Origin of the sequence: Paenibacillus sp. FSL H8-0259, from assembly GCF_037963255.1 — a bacterium.
GTDB lineage: Bacteria > Bacillota > Bacilli > Paenibacillales > Paenibacillaceae > Paenibacillus_AQ > Paenibacillus_AQ phytohabitans.
Window position 1 is genome coordinate 4,483,449 of sequence record NZ_CP150147.1, and the last position, 15,525, is coordinate 4,498,973.

Consider the following 15,525-nt stretch of genomic DNA (forward strand, 5'->3'; position numbering starts at 1 on the left):
TAGTTGCTCATTTGGTATCTTTTACGCAGGGAGTGCCACTATCGTTTCAAAAATTGTTAAACCTTCTGCAATAAATATTGGTCCACTTTGGTATTCACAATATTTACGACCTCCATAATGCCCTCTTTGGTCAGATTGTCATAATGAATCCCCATCACAACCGTGACTGTCACGTTCAGCGCAGCTGCTGCCCGGAGTGCAACCGATTCGCTGATCGTATGCTCCTTATGATGCGGGACCGCTGAAGTCATGACCCTGGCATTGTCACCATCCATATAAGCGGTGCTTGCCGCACCGATATGACGGACACCTCCGGTAATCAGCAGCAGCAGGTCACGGCCAACCGTGATTTCAGACAGCTCAATGTCATCAGGATGCGGCTGATCGGATGTCATAACAGAATTCCCCCTACCCATTATATTAACCATGGCAAGTGAAGATCTCTCAGGCTGTGCAAAAAAGTTATGCGAAATCGCAGGATCAGCCTTCCAGCTATACAATACCGCGGATTTCATCCAGCGAGCTGATATTCTCTTCAGCCATAAACTGCTGCAGTTCTTCGACAAGCGTACTGCCGGCCCGTAAATTCATGAAGTTGTACGTTCCCACTTGAATAACGGCTGCCCCGGCCATAATGAATTCAATAATATCGGTAGCTGAGGTGATGCCGCCCATCCCGATAACCGGAATGGATACACGTTTGGATACCTGATGCACCATCCGCAAGGCTACAGGTTTAATGGCAGGTCCGGACAGACCGGCATACAGATTATTAAATACACTGCGGCGGCGGCGCACATCAATCTTCATTCCTGAGATCGTATTGATCAGCGAGACGGCATCAGCCCCCTCAGCCTCACACATCTCAGCCATCTCTGCGATATCCTCGGCGTTCGGCGACAGCTTCACGGCCAGCGGAAGACGGGTTGCTGCTCTAACTGCCCGGACAACCTCAAGCGCTGCCGGCGTCTTCACGCCGAAGGCGATGCCGCCCTCCTTCACATTCGGGCAAGAGATATTCAGCTCGATCATATCCACTGCCGGTTTGCCTGTAATCAGGCGGACATCCGCATCGCGCTGGATCAGCTCGGCGCCGAGCACGTAATCAGCCAGTGTGTTGCCGCCCAGATTCACGATACGCGCCGTGTCCAGCGTCTCCCAGTATGGGAGCTCCTTGGCCAGGAAGGCTTCCACTCCCGGATTCTCAAGTCCTACACTGTTCAGCATGCCCGATGCTGTCTCATACACGCGTACACCGGGATTTCCCGCTTTGGCATGGAGCGTCAGCCCTTTGCCGGAGATGCCGCCAAGCAGGGATACATCATAGAGCTTGCCGTATTCACGGCCGAAGCCAAACGTGCCCGAAGCCATAACAATCGGGTTCTTGAAATGAACACCGGCAATAGTAGCAGTTGTATTAATCATGGAACAGCACCTCCTCAGCCAGGAAGACAGGGCCGTCTGCGCAGGCCTTCCGTTGTCCATCCTTGCAGGATACACTGCAGACGAGACAGGCACCGATGCCGCAGGCCATGCGGTTCTCCAGCGACAGATATACGTCAGGACGCTTGCCGGCTGTTTCCGCTGCTATGCCCTTGAGCTGTGCCGCCTTCAGCATGGGATGGGGACCGCAGACAAATATATGATCATAGGCTGTGAAATCCACGCTGTCTAGAATGTGGCCGCCCACATCGACGGTTAGCTCGGCAGCAAGCGGACGGAAGGCTTCGGTACGGAAAGGTTCCCGGCTGAAGCCGAGGTAGATGTCACTCTCAGGAAGCTCCTGGGCGCAGTAATAGAGCGGAGCAATTCCGATGCCCCCGCCTACTAACGCAACCTTACCTTCCACATGCGGGAAGCCGGTGCCGAATGGCCCTTCGAGTTCAAGCTTGTCTCCCGGCTTCAGTCCGGCAAGAATCTCCGTGCCTTCCCCTACTACGTGATACAAAAAATCAACACCGCTGTCATTCACCTGATGTATGCTAAGCGGTCTGGACAGCAGCGGATAGGCTCCCCATGCCCGCAGCATGTAGAATTGACCCATCGCACCGCCGTTACCTCCTTCAACCACCAGGTGGTATACTCCGTCTCCAAGCCGCTCGTTACTTATCACCGTCGCCACGTTATCAAGCTCCTTCAAATTTAATCTTATTAACCATGCCTTAGAAGGAGCTTAAAATCTGTGACATACTTCACAATCACAGCCTTCTATTTCTTGTTCCAAATCCCGCGCAGATAAGGTTTAGGCAAATTGGCCTGATGTACCCCTCCGAGCGCTTCTTCCGCATGCAAAGTCCAGTACGGATCACTAAGCATCCCCCGGCCGACAGCCACAAGTTCGGCCCTCGCTTCGGTAATTACCGCCTGGGCTTCCCCGTAGGATTCCAGACGGCCTACAGCTATTACCGGTACCTGCAGTCCGCTGCGTATGTACTCAGCAAGCTCCACCTGATAAGCCGGTCCTGCATTAGGACCTCCATTAGAGCCGATCGGGCCTTCCCCGCCGGATGATACATGGAACATGTCTACTCCTGCAGCTTTGTAGCGGCGGCAGAATTCCAGCGCGTAAGCTTCATTATATCCGCCTTCTACATATTCCTTAGCGGAAACTCTCATTAGAAGCGGCATCTCCGCCGGCAGCACTTCACGCACCGCCTCCACTACCTGCTCACCGAACAGCGCGGGATCGCTGCCGTACTCATCATCCCTGACATTGGACAGCGGGGAATGGAACTGGTGGATCAGGTACCCGTGAGCACCATGCAGCTCAACGGTATCAAATCCGGCCTCGACCGCCCGGCGGGCAGCATCCCTGTATGCCCCGATCATCTCTGCAATCCCGTCCCGGGTCAGCGCACGGGGCGTTTGGGAATGTGCATCAAACGGGATCGCCGAAGGCGCAACCGGGGGATTGGCATCCACCGCCTTACGGCCGGCGTGTCCGAGCTGGATGGCGATTTTGGCACCCTGGGCATGAACAGCCTCTGTTATCCGCTTAAACGCCGCAATCTGCCCGTCCTCCCAGATCCCCGTATCCTGATTGGTAATCCGCCCGTCCGGATGAATCCCGCTCATCTCTACAATGATAAATCCGGTACCGCCGACAGCGCGGCTGACATAATGCACAAAGTGCCATTCCGTAGGAATCCCGTCCTGCTTCTCAACTGCATATTGGCACATCGGCGGCATAACCACGCGGTTCTTCAAAGTGAGGGCCTTCAGTTCATAAGGTGCAAACAAATCTGTCATTCTTGTCTCCATCCTTCCCGTATCTCTCATCATTTGGCGGGCTTACCCCCGTATTCATTAAGTATACACGTATTTACGGACAGGTTAAATCTTTAGGTGATTCACATGCTGACAGCATAAATTCGCAAAGGCTGGGAATAACAACCCTTGTATTTCAAAATATCCAGCTGTGTGATCAGAGGAGGCGTAACCCATGAAGTTGGCAAGAATCCGCCGCATTTTGCTCCTTATTTTCATAATAATAGTGATCCTGCCCAGCATCTTCCCGATTGCTGTGTCTGCTTCTGCATCCGCTCCAGCCTCCGCCCGGCCGAATGTCTCTATGGAAGAAGATCCTGCTGTTCCGGCCGGCTCCACCGCCTCCCAGTCTTCAGCCCGGCGCCACAAAAGAAATAAAGGACTTTCTCTAAGCCAGCTGCTGCGCAAATATCCGGATACGATCAAGACCCAGGGGCCGCGGCGCAAGATCATTGCCCTGACCTTTGACGATGTTCCTGATCCGCGCTTTACTCCGCAGCTGCTGGATGTTCTCCATAAATATAATGTCAAGGCCACCTTTTTCGTGGTCGGCAGCCGTGCCGAGAAACATCCCGGTCTGGTTGCGCGGATCATCCGGGAAGGCCATGCGATTGGCAACCACTCCTACAATCATCCCGAATTCGGCAAGCTGGGGATGAATGAATTCCGCACCCAGATTATCCGTACTGAGAATATCATCCAGGCTCTTGCGGGCTACAAACCGCGGCTGATCCGTCCCCCGTACGGTGACATCAGTGAGCAGCAGCTGAAATGGGCCAGAGCCCACGGCTACAAGCTGGTGAACTGGAACGTCGATTCCCTGGACTGGAGAGGCTTATCCAAGACCCAGGTACGGAACAATATCCTCTCCAGGGCCGGAAAAGGCGCAATTATACTCCAGCACGGCGGCGGCGGCCGGGGCAGCAATCTGCAGGGTACCATACAGGCGCTTCCGGAAGTCATCAGCATTATGCGCAAACGCGGGTATAGCTTCGTGACTGTTCCGCAAATGTTCGAAGTCAGCAAAAGCAAATGAACCGGCTGATGCACCGGAGAGCCAGTATATCAAATAGAAGCAGAGGGATAAAATATAGCTTGAAGCCCTTTATATATTAAAAAAAGGAAACAAAACCTGCCGGAGAACGGCCGGGTTTTGTTTCCTTTGGTAAATGGTGCAGCTATACATTTATCGGGTTATTGAATAATATACAACTGTACATATTGATAGCCGAAATCGGCTACAAAGCTCTGGCTGCCGGGAATGAAGATGTCAATCCGGTTGCCCTTGATCGCGCTCCCCATGTCAGTGGCGGTCGCCAGGAATGCCTGCTTCGGGAGACCCGGATGAGAATATCCGGTAACGAGAACCTTGGTACCCAGCGGAATGACACTAGGATCAACTGCAATCGTTCCCAGCTTAAGCGCATTGCCGAAATAATCAACCGCGCCCCATTTTCCATTCTCACTGGCAGCAGAGGAATAAGCCGAAGCCTTTACCTGTATGGATTTGGCATAAGTATAAGCTTTGCCCCAGGCTTGAACGGTGTTTGATGCAGGCTCCACACTTAGTGCTGACAAGTCTGCGTTAGTTACAACGGCGGCGGCTGCCGATTCTGTGACTGCTACCGTCTTGGCCTGAACAGTGCCGGGAATGGCAAGCTTAAGACCCGGGTAGATGTTGCTTGCAGAGATCTGCGGATTTGCGCTCATGAGCTCTTCTACGCTGATGTCATAATGATTGGACAGCGTATAAAAGGTAGTTGCTTCTCCAGCGATATGTACGCTGTCAGCTTGAACAGGGGCGGCTTGGAGCAATGTGCCGAGTCCCAGTACAGCAGCCAGGGCTGTGATGGCTCCGAACTTGATTTTCATTAAATAGCCTCCTTCATTAGTGGGCGTCCAGGATATAACGGATACGCTCCGCCAGTGACGCCAAGATAACGCTGGACCTATGTACTTTTTTGTTGCCAGGTCTCTGGAATTGCGGTGCTTTGTAAACTAACAGTTATGAATATATCACAACTTTGTAACCAGTGGCTATGTTTTTGTTACGTTTGGAAATATTTTGCCTATATACAGCGTTTTCATCGGGTTAATTATTACATATTCTTAATATTTCGCGTTGGAATTATCGTGGCTTCGGCAATCTTTTTTAAGTTTTCGCGAAAATTTTACACAGTTTTAACATTTCTCCCTTTGGCAAATAGTAGAATGATAGAATACGATAGATAATGTAGAGACTGAAGCATAACTTGGAGGGTCAATGAACGTGAATGCAGAAGAGAAAAAAAACAACCACACCAGTCCCGCAACAGCCTATCTGAACCGCGATTTGAGCTGGATTGAATTCAACCGCCGTGTCCTTGCCGAAGCACAGGATCCGGAGAACCCGCTTATGGAGCGGGCCAAATTTCTGGCGATTGTGTCCAGCAATCTGGATGAATTCATCAGTGTCCGGGTAGCGGGCATTCAGGATCAGATCCGGGCGGGTTATACCAAAAAGGATTTCACCGGCTACACCCCCTCCGGCCTGTACAAGCGTCTGATCAAACGGGTCACCAAAATCATCGCCGACCAATACCGTACCTTCAAGGACATTTCCCGGAGTCTGCACAAGGAAGGGATCGTGTTCGTCGATTACAAGGACCTCACGCATGCCCAGGAGCAATCCATAGAGCAATATTACCGTGATATCATCTATCCAGTCTTAACGCCGATGGCCGTGGATCAGAGCCGTCCATTTCCGCTTGTGCACAGCCAGTTCATCTATCTGGCAGTAGTGCTGACACGCAAGAACAGCCAGGAAGAAGAACCTTATTTCGCAATCCTGCAGATTCCCTCGAATCTGCCGCGCTGTATCCCGCTGCCCCACCGCTCCAACAGCAAGAAACGGCAGTTTGTCTTCATTGAAGATGTGATCCGCCAGCATATCCAGACCTTGTTCAGCGGATATGATCCTGTGGCTGTCAGTGAATTCCGCCTGACCCGCAATTCCGATCTGACCATTGATGAGGAAGGCGCAGAGGATCTGCTGGAGGAGATTGAGAAGGAGCTGCGCAAACGCCGCCGCGGCGTCCCTGCCCGTCTTGAAGTACAAAAGGGGATTCACCCTTATGCCCTGGAGCAGCTGCAGGCCGAATTCGAGCTTGAGGATTTCGTGTTTGAAATTGAGGGGCCGCTGGATCTCAGTTTCCTGCGGGGGTTCGCCGGCAGCGTCAAGGGCTTCAGCTACCTGCATCATGCACCGATCGAGCCGCTCTATCCGGCGGAATTCGAGGAGAATGAGGACTTCTTCGAGGTGCTTGGCGAACGTGATGTGCTGGTCTATCATCCGTATGAATCCTTCGATGCCATGACGGACTTCATCATTCAGGCTTCCGAAGATGAGCAGGTTATGGCGATCAAAATGACCCTGTACCGGGTCAGCGGGAACTCCCCGCTGATCACCGCCCTGGCCAATGCCGCCGAATCAGGTAAGCAGGTTACGGTAGTTGTGGAGCTGAAAGCCCGATTTGACGAGGAACGTAACATTGCCTGGGCACGTAAGCTGGAGCAGTCGGGCTGCCACGTAGTCTATGGCCTTGTAGGTCTCAAAACCCATGCCAAGGTCACGCTGATTGTACGCCAGGAAGGCCCTGAGCTGCGCCGTTATGTGCATGTAGGGACAGGTAACTATAATGACAGCACGGCCAAGGCGTATACAGACCTTAGCCTGTTCACCGCCAATCATGAGATCGGCCTGGATGCCTCGGAGCTGTTCAACCAGATGACCGGTTATTCTGCCAACTATAACTGGAACTCCTTCATTGTGGCACCGACCAATATGAGCCTGTCGCTCCAAAAGCTGATCCTGCGCGAAGCAGAGCATGCTGCCGCCGGCAGACCTGCACGGATCATCGCCAAGATGAACTCCCTGTCCAATCAGGAGGTTATCGACAACCTGTACAGCGCAGCACAGGCCGGTGTATCGATTGATTTGATTGTACGCGGTGTCTGCTGTCTGCGTCCGGGCATTGAAGGATTAAGCGAACGGATTACAGTCCGCAGCATTGTCGACCGTTTCCTGGAGCATTCACGCATCTATTATTTCGAGAACGGCGGTAAACCGGAGGTCTATCTGTCCAGTGCGGACTGGATGACCCGGAACCTGACGCGGCGGATTGAACTGATGTGTCCGGTGAAGGACAGCAGCATCCGCAAGCAGATCGTCAAAATACTGGACCTGTCGCTGATGGATAATGTGAAATCCAGCTTCCTGCAGCCTAACGGTTATTACGAACGGGCGGACGACAAAAAGGCCCCGTTCCGGAGCCAGTTCGCTGCTATGAATGTTACCCGCTGGAAGGGAAGCCGAGCTTTACCTTCACCGACCAAGCATTCCTGAAGGCTTTGAGCGCATTCTCAATGTCCTCCAGCCCGATAAGAACTTGTCCGCCCTGCAGCTCCAGATCCAGCGTATTGTTATGCAGCCGGGCGTTGACCCCGCTGACAATGCCGATCTCGGTGCTGTCCAGGGCAATGCTTAACTGCACCAGTGTACCCAGCTTATGAATCCACTCTTCGTCGGAAGCCAGCAAAATGTCCTTATGCATCTGGGACAATTTCTGCTTCCGGCTTTTGGTGCTGTAGGAAGCAATGTACGCACTTAGAATCAGCTGCCGGTGGGTCAGGCCGCGGATCGGGGAATTCATCAGCCAGTAGCGGGTATGCCGCTTGGACTGATAATAATTAATGTTGGAGCCGGTACGGTGCAGCATAATCGCCACGTAGATCAGCATCTCATGCTCCTCCCGGTCACCTTCCCTCTCAAAAGCCCCCAGCAGGCCGAGTGCCAGCTTATAGATATGATCCAGATGCCGCTTGGAGGTACGGATATCAAAGCGGATAATGGTATCCAGGCTGTACTCCAGCGCGCTGTCACGGACCGGCTGCTCCGGCTTCAGCAGATCATGCAGCATGCCCTCACGCAAGCCTTCCCCGCTAATTACAGCACGGCTGGCCCCGATATAATGGTACACCGTATGGAAAATAACCAGACCGGACACGATGATGTCTCCCCGGCTTTTCGACAAACCATCCAGATCCTTGCGCTTCTCATATGGAGTCGCTGGCAATGTCTCCATGAACTTCTCTATGGTCTCCCCTTCCAGCACGTAGCCATGGGAGTTCGGCAGCGAATATTCCCGGTTCTTCTGGTCCAGCTTGCCGAGTGAACGCAGCGTTCCGCCGAGTCCATATAACGGAAGCCCGTTGCCCGTAGTGAGCCAATCATGCTCTACCAGCCTGCCGGTAACGTATAGCTGCAGCTTACGGACCTGATCAGCGTTCCAGTTGCCGCCCTGGCTGAACATCAGATTCGTATTGACCGCACCGAACGGGAAAGAGATGCTGTGCTGATAACGCCGTCCGCGGAACAAGGTGACCTCCGTGCTTCCGCCTCCGATGTCAATGACGAACCCGTCCTGAATATCAAAGGCATTGATGACCCCGAGAAATCCGAAATAAGCCTCCTGATGCCCGCTGATTACTTCAATCCGGATGGATGACGCTTCAGACAGATAGCTTATAATCTCGGCGGAGTTGGCTGCGTTGCGGATTGCGGCGGTAGCTCCTGCGCGGATGTTGTCCACTTCGAAATCATCACAAATCTCTTTGAACTGGTGGAGGACAGGAATAATCGTATCCATATCCTTCTTCTCCAGTCTGCCTTCCTTGGTAATTTTCTCACTCAGACGGGCAGAGTACTTGCATTCCTTAATAATTTTGTAGCCGCCTGCCTGCGTCGTATCATAAATTACAAGCCGTATGGAGTTGGAACCAATATCAATAATGCCTATCCGGCAAAGATCATCTCTCATCTGTATGTACTCCCTTTCAAGTAGATTGATCATTTGTATACTATATCACCCATTTCACGCTCCGCCAAAATTTAATTCCCTCACAAAAAGGGCCGCTGAAGGAATTTTCAGCGGCCGTTCCAGTAATTTTATAAAACTTTGCTCAAGAAATCACGGGTACGGGCGTGTTTGGGATTGCCGAACACCTCTGCCGGGGTCCCCTGTTCTACGATAACCCCGCCATCCATGAACAGGATCCGGTCGCCGACTTCACGGGCAAAGCCCATTTCATGCGTCACAATGACCATCGTCATACCGTCTACTGCCAGCTGTTTCATAACCTCCAGCACCTCACCGACCATCTCCGGGTCAAGCGCCGAGGTAGGCTCATCGAACAGCATCACATGCGGCTGCATCGCCAGCGCCCGGGCAATCGCGATCCGCTGCTTCTGTCCGCCGGAGAGCTGGGCCGGATACGCATCCCGCTTGTCCTCAAGGCCGACGGTGCGGAGCAGCTCCGTGGCGATTTTTTCCGCTTCGGAAGCTTGCTGTTTCCGCACCTTCAGTGGCGCGAGCATAATGTTCTGCAGCACAGACTTATGCGGGAACAGATTGAACTGCTGGAACACCATCCCCATTTTCTCGCGGGTCACGTTGATATCATGCTTTTTGGCTGTAATCGATTGTCCTTCAAACGAAATCTCACCGCCGGTAGGCTGCTCCAGCAGGTTCAGACAACGCAGGAAGGTGCTTTTGCCCGAGCCGCTGGGACCGATCACTACAACAACCTCACCCTTGTGAATATTCAGATCAATCCCCTTGAGGATCTCCAGCTTGCCAAAGCTCTTCTGCAGGTTCTTAACCTCGATCATCCGTATTCAGCCTCCTTTCCAATATACCCAGCAGCTTGGATAACGTGAAGGTCAGCACAAAATACATCAGTGCAATGACGACATACGGAGTTAGCCCCTCATACGTTATCGTTGTAATGGTCTTGGCCTGAAAGAACAAATCTGCAACCCCAATCATGGATACGATGGAAGATTCCTTAATGATTGTAATAAATTCGTTCCCGATGGCAGGCAGCACGTTCTTAATCGCCTGCGGAAGCACGATGTAACGCATCGTCATCCCCTGTTTCATCCCGAGCGAACGTGCCGCCTCTACCTGACCGCGATCAACGCCTTGAATTCCGGCACGGAAAATCTCAGCCAGATAAGCAGAGCTGTTGATGGTTAATGTAATCGCACCCGACTGGATCGGCGTGAATTCCAGTCCCAGCTCTGTCAAACCATAGTGAATCAGAAACAGCTGCACCAGCATCGGCGTCCCGCGCAGAAACTCCACCCAGGTGGTGGCAATAAAACGCAGAATTCTCCATTTGGACATCCGCAGCAGCGAAACCAAAATCCCCAGTATGAAGCCGAAGAATACGCCCAGCACCGCGAGCAGCAGTGTGTACTTTAGACCGGATAAGAAAAAATTGCGGTACTCATAAGCCATATCAAATATATTCATTGCCCTCAAACCCTCCTGTCTTCAAAAAAATAGAAAACAGCGGATCACCGCCATTTTCTGCAAAGTAGAGCATTGTCCCGCAGCAGGCTGCGGGTTGTACTTAATTCATCAGGGCTAACCGTGTAACGGGTTCGCGTTCTATTTGCTCTCAGCAAGCTCGCTTGCTGCCGCTACATACTCATCAATCTTGCCTTCCGAGTTCAGGCGGGTCAATGTCTTATTCACTTGGTCCAGCAACTCTGTGTTACCCTTCTTCACCCCGATTACATAGCCGTCATCTTCCACTTCAGGTTTGGCATCGGTAATCGCGAGTCCCTTAACATTCTTCACAAAGGACTTGGCAACAGGTCCTTCCATAATTGAAGCGTCTACGCGGTTTGATTGCAGCTGCAGGACGATTTCAGAAATTTTACTGAGGGATGTCAGCTGTGCGCCTTCAATACCTTTGGCAATATCTTCCTGGATCGAACCGGTCTGAATGCCCAGCTTGGCACCCTTCAGCGAGTCCATTGTTGCATATTTGTCCTTATCCGATTCACGTACAACGACAGCCTGTTCGGCTTTGTAGTATATATCGGACAAGCCCACAGCTTCAGCACGTTCCGGTGTCGGACTTAACCCGGAGATTACCATATCGATTCTGCCGCTCGACAATTCATTCAGCAGCGAATCAAACGGCAGATCCTTAATCTCAAGCTCTCTGCCCAAATCAGCAGCAATCTCCTTCGCGATCTCGATATCGAAGCCAACAATCGTATCCTGGCCGTCAACCACCTTGTGGAATTCATACGGAGGAAAGTCTGCACTTGTGCCCATAATCAGCTTCTTGGCGGCAGCCCCGGTGTTGGCATTTCCGCTTGCTGCGGTATTATTCTCGTTGTTATTAGAGCCGCATCCGGCCAGTAGTCCAGCTGCCAGCAGCAGTCCCAATGAAAGTTTACCCCATTTGTTCATTTGTCTGTCTCCCCTATTCTCTTTATGTTCATTTCTCTAAGTAGTCCCATTGACCGATTTATTATAAATCACTCCGCATGAATATGCAAAGACAAATTTGTGACAAAGCCTGTTAAATTCATGAATAAATTGCAGGCTGTTGGCCGGGTCTGCTATTCCCCCATTTTGCACATCCTATGAAAAGAGGTATATACTATTTACTATCTCCATTTGCCGCCGGAATAACCGGGCTGGTTCAGATGCCGCCGCAGGCGTTATTTAACGGATAAGGTGAATAGGCAGACACACATTAAGTGTATGTCTTCGAAGCTGGTTTGTTGCAGTGCGATGAAATCTCAAGGTGAATAGGCTCACAAAACTTTTAGGAGGTGAAGTCATGCTGCTGGAAGCGATGTACCATGTTCCCCGCGATAAATGGGCTTATGCCTACGATGCCACAACCATACATCTGCGGGTGCGTACCAAACGTGATGATGTGGACTACGTAGTTGCGCTTACTGGCGACAAGTACGATTGGCAGCATACCTCTTACGACATCATAATGGAAAAAGCTGCCTCAGACGATAAATTCGACTACTGGGAAGCGGCTGTCCGTCCCAAATACAAGCGCCTCAGCTATACTTTTCGCGTCAGCAAGGGTTCGGAGACAGTGTATCTGCTCGACAACGGCATCCGGACCGAATGTCCGCAGCCGCCCAACCACTTTTATGAGTTTCCTTATATACACGGGATTGACTTATTCAAAGTACCCACCTGGGCGAAGGATGCTGTGTTTTATCAGATCATGACCGAGCGGTTCGCGAACGGCAATCCTTTGAATGATCCGGAAGGCACTGAACCCTGGGGCAGCAAACCGAAGCTCGATAATTTCTTTGGCGGTGACCTTCAAGGTGTGCTGGATCATCTGGATGATCTGCAGGAGCTTGGTATTAATGCCGTCTACTTCACGCCGCTGTTCGTCTCCCCTTCCAACCATAAATACGACATCGTGGATTATAAAAAAGTCGACCCGCATTTCGGCGATAATGAGCTGCTGAAGAAGGTCGTAGAAGAATGCCACAAACGTGGCATCCGTGTCATGCTGGACGCCGTGTTCAACCACTGCAGTGACAAATTTCCGCCATTTCAGGATGTTCTGGAAAAAGGCGAATTCTCCGTCTACCGCGACTGGTTCCATATGAATTCTTTTCCGGCTGAGATTGTTGACGGTATTCCCACGTACGATACGTTCGGCTTCTATGGCAATATGCCGAAGTTCAACACCGCCAATCATGAAGTGAAGTCCTACCTGCTGGAGGTTGCGGAGTATTGGATCAAGGAGATCCGTGTAGACGGCTGGCGGCTGGATGTGGCCAATGAGGTCGATCATCACTTCTGGCGTGATTTCCGCAAAGTGGTCAAAGCCGCAAACCCGGATGCCTATATCGTCGGCGAGGTATGGAGTGATTCCTTAACCTGGCTGCTCGGTGACCAGTTTGATTCGGTAATGAACTACCCCTTCTCGGGGGCGGTGCTGGAATTCTTCAACGGCGGGATGGACGGCATCACCTTCGGCCACCGGATCGGCGGCCTGCTCATGCGTTATCCGCAGCAGACGAACGAGGTTGTCTTCAATCTGCTCGGCAGCCATGACACCCCCCGCCTGCTCACCGTCCTGGGGGAAGATAAGCGCAAACTGAAGCTGACCGTCGTCTTCCTGTTTACGTTCATGGGCACTCCCTGTATCTATTACGGGGACGAAATCGGCCTGACCGGGGGGGAAGATCCGGACTGCCGCAAATGTATGGAGTGGGATGAAACGAAGCAGGACCGTGAGCTGTATGACTTCTACCGGATGATGATCGCACTGCGCAAGGAACATAAGGCGCTCCGGGAAGGCCGCTTCCGGATTCTCCAGGCCTGTGAGAATGACCCGTGCATCGTCTATGAGCGTGCAGATGAGCGGATTCATTTCACCGTCTGGATGAACAATTCGCCGCAACCCCGTACGCTCAGCCACCCGATGGAGACCGATGACTGGCAGGATGCGCTGACGGGAGAAGCTGTATTGCCGGAGAACGGGATGATGAATGTTGCGCTTGATCCGTATGGATATAGGATATTGTACCGGAATCTACGTTAAGGTAACAGATATATGTCAAACGAATATGGGTGGTGTCCCAGAAGCTGAGAAATGGCTGCTTGGAACATCACCTTTTTTTAATTCGGATAGATGGAGAATCTCAAGGCAAATCTTCGACCCAAACCTCACCTATACAGAATGTTACGGACCTGAATATCACGGATTAGCCACAATAACAAAATGGTTTGACGACTGGAATACAAGAGGTACAGTTCTGGTCTGGACGATAAAACAATTTATTCATCAAGGCAGCATGACTGCTGCTGAATGGTACTTCAAATGTGAGTATGAGTCAGTATTATCCCTATACATAATTTAAAAAGGCATTCCTCCCATCACCATGATCGGGGAATGCCTTTTCTATACAATAGTTCTTCTACTCCGTAACTTTATCCGAAATCTTGTTATAAATATCAATATACTGCTGCGCAGATACATTCCAGCTGTAATCGCCGGTGAAAGCATTCTTCGCTACTTTTTTCCAGTGCTCCGGTTTGTGGTAGAACGATACGGCCCGGCGGAGCGTGTACATCATATCATGGGCATTATAGTCTTTGAAGGTAAAGCCGTTGCCCTCTCCGGTCTCCTCGTTGTACGCCTGAACAGTATCGTTAAGTCCGCCTGTCTCACGCACTACAGGAATACTGCCATAACGCAGAGCCAGCAGCTGGCTGATGCCGCAAGGCTCGAATTTGGACGGCATCAGGAACAGGTCGCTGGCGGCATATATTTTGCGGGACAAGGCATCATTGAACAGAATCTGTGAAGACAGCTTGGTCGGATAACGCCACTGCGCCTCGCGGAACCAGCGTTCGTAGACCTCATCACCAGTGCCCAGCAGGACAAACTGAATATCGTCATAGTAGAGCAGCTCATCGAGAACCCGGGTCAGGAGATCCAGCCCTTTGGAATCCACAAGACGGGTAACCATAGCTACCATTGGAATATAAGGAGCTACAGGCAAGCCCAGTTCCTGCTGGAGTCCCAGCTTATTCTCAGCTTTCTTGACCAGGTTGGAACGGTAACGGGTGAAAATAGACGGATCACTGGCCGGATTGTAGCTCTTGGTATCAATCCCGTTGACAATCCCGCTAAGAGCATCTGAACGAGAGGTCAGCAGTCCGTCAAGGCCATATCCATAATAAGGTGTACGGATTTCATCGGCATAGGTTGGACTGACCGTGGTCACATGATCACTGTAGACAATTCCACCCTTCATATAGTTCACGTTCCCGTAATATTCTACACCAGGGAAATAGCTGTCATCGAGACCGAGCAGCTCGCCCAGCACCGAATACGGGAATACCCCCTGGTACAGGAGATTATGTATAGTGAACACTGTACGCATCTCACTGTAGAACGGATTGTGACGGTAGTGCGCCTGCAGCAGCAACGGAATTACCGCGGCATGCCAGTCATGGCAATGCAGGACATCAGGCTGGAAGTTAATCGCCGGCAGGCATTCAAGCACAGCGCGGTTATAGAAAGCGAAACGTTCGCCGTCATCCATATACCCATAGATGCCGTCACGTCCGAAGTAATACTCATTATCGATAAAGTATACAGGAACTCCCTCAAAGACAATCCGTTCAATCCCGCAATATTGATTGCGCCAGCCGATCGGCACCTCAAGGACAGCGACATGCTCCATCTGGGAGGAATACTTCTCTGCGATCCCCTTGTATTTGGGCAGGATTACCCGAACATCTACTCCGGCAGCCTTAAGCGCCTTCGGCAGGGCACCGATTACGTCGGCTAACCCGCCTGTTTTGATAAATGGATGGGCTTCAGCTGCAGCAAATAGAACTTTCATCCAGATTTCCTCCT

General features: G+C 51.6%; 13 protein-coding genes. 3 read left to right on the top strand and 10 right to left on the bottom strand.

Going from position 1 to position 15,525, the window contains the following annotated elements:
- Positions 1-56: 56 nt before the first annotated feature.
- The 4 genes from NSU01_RS18940 to NSU01_RS18955 form a co-directional block, all read right to left on the bottom strand.
- Entirely contained in the window at positions 57-395 is a 339-nt protein-coding gene (locus tag NSU01_RS18940; protein ID WP_042137791.1) for a hypothetical protein, read from the bottom strand.
- Positions 396-492: 97 nt separating this feature from the next.
- A complete protein-coding gene (locus NSU01_RS18945; protein ID WP_076243029.1) occupies positions 493-1,425 on the bottom strand; it encodes a dihydroorotate dehydrogenase in 933 nt (310 codons plus the stop codon).
- Positions 1,418-2,122 (bottom strand): dihydroorotate dehydrogenase electron transfer subunit, encoded by a 705-nt coding sequence (locus NSU01_RS18950; RefSeq protein WP_076243028.1) that lies wholly within the window; start codon positions 2,120-2,122, stop codon positions 1,418-1,420. Before NSU01_RS18950 ends, NSU01_RS18945 begins: the two co-directional genes overlap by 8 nt.
- A gap of 86 nt (positions 2,123-2,208) precedes the next feature.
- Entirely contained in the window at positions 2,209-3,249 is a 1,041-nt protein-coding gene (locus tag NSU01_RS18955; RefSeq protein WP_076243027.1) for an NADH:flavin oxidoreductase/NADH oxidase, read from the bottom strand.
- A 193-nt stretch (positions 3,250-3,442) separates the two neighbouring features.
- On the opposite strand from NSU01_RS18955, the gene NSU01_RS18960 reads away from it, so the two are divergent.
- Positions 3,443-4,303: a polysaccharide deacetylase family protein gene (locus NSU01_RS18960; protein ID WP_039299069.1), complete on the top strand. Its 861-nt coding sequence runs from the start codon at positions 3,443-3,445 to the stop codon at positions 4,301-4,303.
- Between the two features lie 158 nt (positions 4,304-4,461).
- On the opposite strand, the gene NSU01_RS18965 is transcribed toward NSU01_RS18960, so the two are convergent.
- Positions 4,462-5,139: a 3D domain-containing protein gene (locus NSU01_RS18965; RefSeq protein ID WP_039299072.1), complete on the bottom strand. Its 678-nt coding sequence runs from the start codon at positions 5,137-5,139 to the stop codon at positions 4,462-4,464.
- Positions 5,140-5,530: 391 nt separating this feature from the next.
- On the opposite strand from NSU01_RS18965, the gene ppk1 reads away from it, so the two are divergent.
- Positions 5,531-7,651 carry a polyphosphate kinase 1 gene (gene ppk1 / locus NSU01_RS18970; RefSeq protein WP_042137801.1) on the top strand — a complete coding sequence of 707 codons (2,121 nt, stop codon included), beginning with the start codon at positions 5,531-5,533 and terminating at the stop codon, positions 7,649-7,651.
- On the opposite strand, the gene NSU01_RS18975 is transcribed toward ppk1, so the two are convergent.
- The 4 genes from NSU01_RS18975 to NSU01_RS18990 all read right to left on the bottom strand — a co-directional run bounded on the left by NSU01_RS18975 (position 7,599) and on the right by NSU01_RS18990 (position 11,576).
- Positions 7,599-9,125, bottom strand: coding sequence for a Ppx/GppA phosphatase family protein (locus NSU01_RS18975; RefSeq protein WP_042137803.1), 1,527 nt, complete (start codon positions 9,123-9,125; stop codon positions 7,599-7,601). The genes ppk1 and NSU01_RS18975 overlap by 53 nt on opposite strands.
- Positions 9,126-9,253: 128 nt before the next feature.
- On the bottom strand, positions 9,254-9,976 hold the full coding sequence (locus tag NSU01_RS18980) for an amino acid ABC transporter ATP-binding protein (RefSeq protein WP_039299084.1): 723 nt from the start codon (positions 9,974-9,976) through the stop codon (positions 9,254-9,256).
- A complete protein-coding gene (locus tag NSU01_RS18985; RefSeq protein WP_042137804.1) occupies positions 9,963-10,622 on the bottom strand; it encodes an amino acid ABC transporter permease in 660 nt (219 codons plus the stop codon). Before NSU01_RS18985 ends, NSU01_RS18980 begins: the two co-directional genes overlap by 14 nt.
- Positions 10,623-10,760: 138 nt before the next feature.
- Positions 10,761-11,576, bottom strand: a complete 816-nt coding sequence (locus NSU01_RS18990; protein WP_076243026.1) for a transporter substrate-binding domain-containing protein — start codon at positions 11,574-11,576, stop codon at positions 10,761-10,763.
- Positions 11,577-11,952: 376 nt separating this feature from the next.
- Here NSU01_RS18990 and NSU01_RS18995 point away from each other — a divergent pair, with 376 nt between their 5' ends.
- Positions 11,953-13,698 (top strand): alpha-glycosidase, encoded by a 1,746-nt coding sequence (locus NSU01_RS18995; protein WP_076243025.1) that lies wholly within the window; start codon positions 11,953-11,955, stop codon positions 13,696-13,698.
- Positions 13,699-14,074: 376 nt separating this feature from the next.
- On the opposite strand, the gene glgA is transcribed toward NSU01_RS18995, so the two are convergent.
- Complete coding sequence (glgA, locus tag NSU01_RS19000; RefSeq protein ID WP_042137810.1) at positions 14,075-15,511, bottom strand: glycogen synthase GlgA; 1,437 nt, start codon at positions 15,509-15,511, stop codon at positions 14,075-14,077.
- Positions 15,512-15,525 lie beyond the last annotated feature (14 nt).

What these genes read in the sequence shown, in the direction of transcription:
- NSU01_RS18945 (WP_076243029.1), bottom strand. Translation starts at nt 1,425, where the DNA reads ATGATTAATACAACTGCTACTATTGCCGGTGTTCATTTCAAGAACCCG.
- NSU01_RS18990 (WP_076243026.1), bottom strand. Translation starts at nt 11,576, where the DNA reads ATGAACAAATGGGGTAAACTTTCATTGGGACTGCTGCTGGCAGCTGGA.
- NSU01_RS18980 (WP_039299084.1), bottom strand. Translation starts at nt 9,976, where the DNA reads ATGATCGAGGTTAAGAACCTGCAGAAGAGCTTTGGCAAGCTGGAGATC.
- ppk1 (WP_042137801.1), top strand. Translation starts at nt 5,531, where the DNA reads ATGAACGTGAATGCAGAAGAGAAAAAAAACAACCACACCAGTCCCGCA.
- NSU01_RS18965 (WP_039299072.1), bottom strand. Translation starts at nt 5,139, where the DNA reads ATGAAAATCAAGTTCGGAGCCATCACAGCCCTGGCTGCTGTACTGGGA.
- NSU01_RS18985 (WP_042137804.1), bottom strand. Translation starts at nt 10,622, where the DNA reads ATGAATATATTTGATATGGCTTATGAGTACCGCAATTTTTTCTTATCC.
- glgA (WP_042137810.1), bottom strand. Translation starts at nt 15,511, where the DNA reads ATGAAAGTTCTATTTGCTGCAGCTGAAGCCCATCCATTTATCAAAACA.
- NSU01_RS18955 (WP_076243027.1), bottom strand. Translation starts at nt 3,249, where the DNA reads ATGACAGATTTGTTTGCACCTTATGAACTGAAGGCCCTCACTTTGAAG.
- NSU01_RS18975 (WP_042137803.1), bottom strand. Translation starts at nt 9,125, where the DNA reads ATGAGAGATGATCTTTGCCGGATAGGCATTATTGATATTGGTTCCAAC.
- NSU01_RS18960 (WP_039299069.1), top strand. Translation starts at nt 3,443, where the DNA reads ATGAAGTTGGCAAGAATCCGCCGCATTTTGCTCCTTATTTTCATAATA.
- NSU01_RS18995 (WP_076243025.1), top strand. Translation starts at nt 11,953, where the DNA reads ATGCTGCTGGAAGCGATGTACCATGTTCCCCGCGATAAATGGGCTTAT.
- NSU01_RS18940 (WP_042137791.1), bottom strand. Translation starts at nt 395, where the DNA reads ATGACATCCGATCAGCCGCATCCTGATGACATTGAGCTGTCTGAAATC.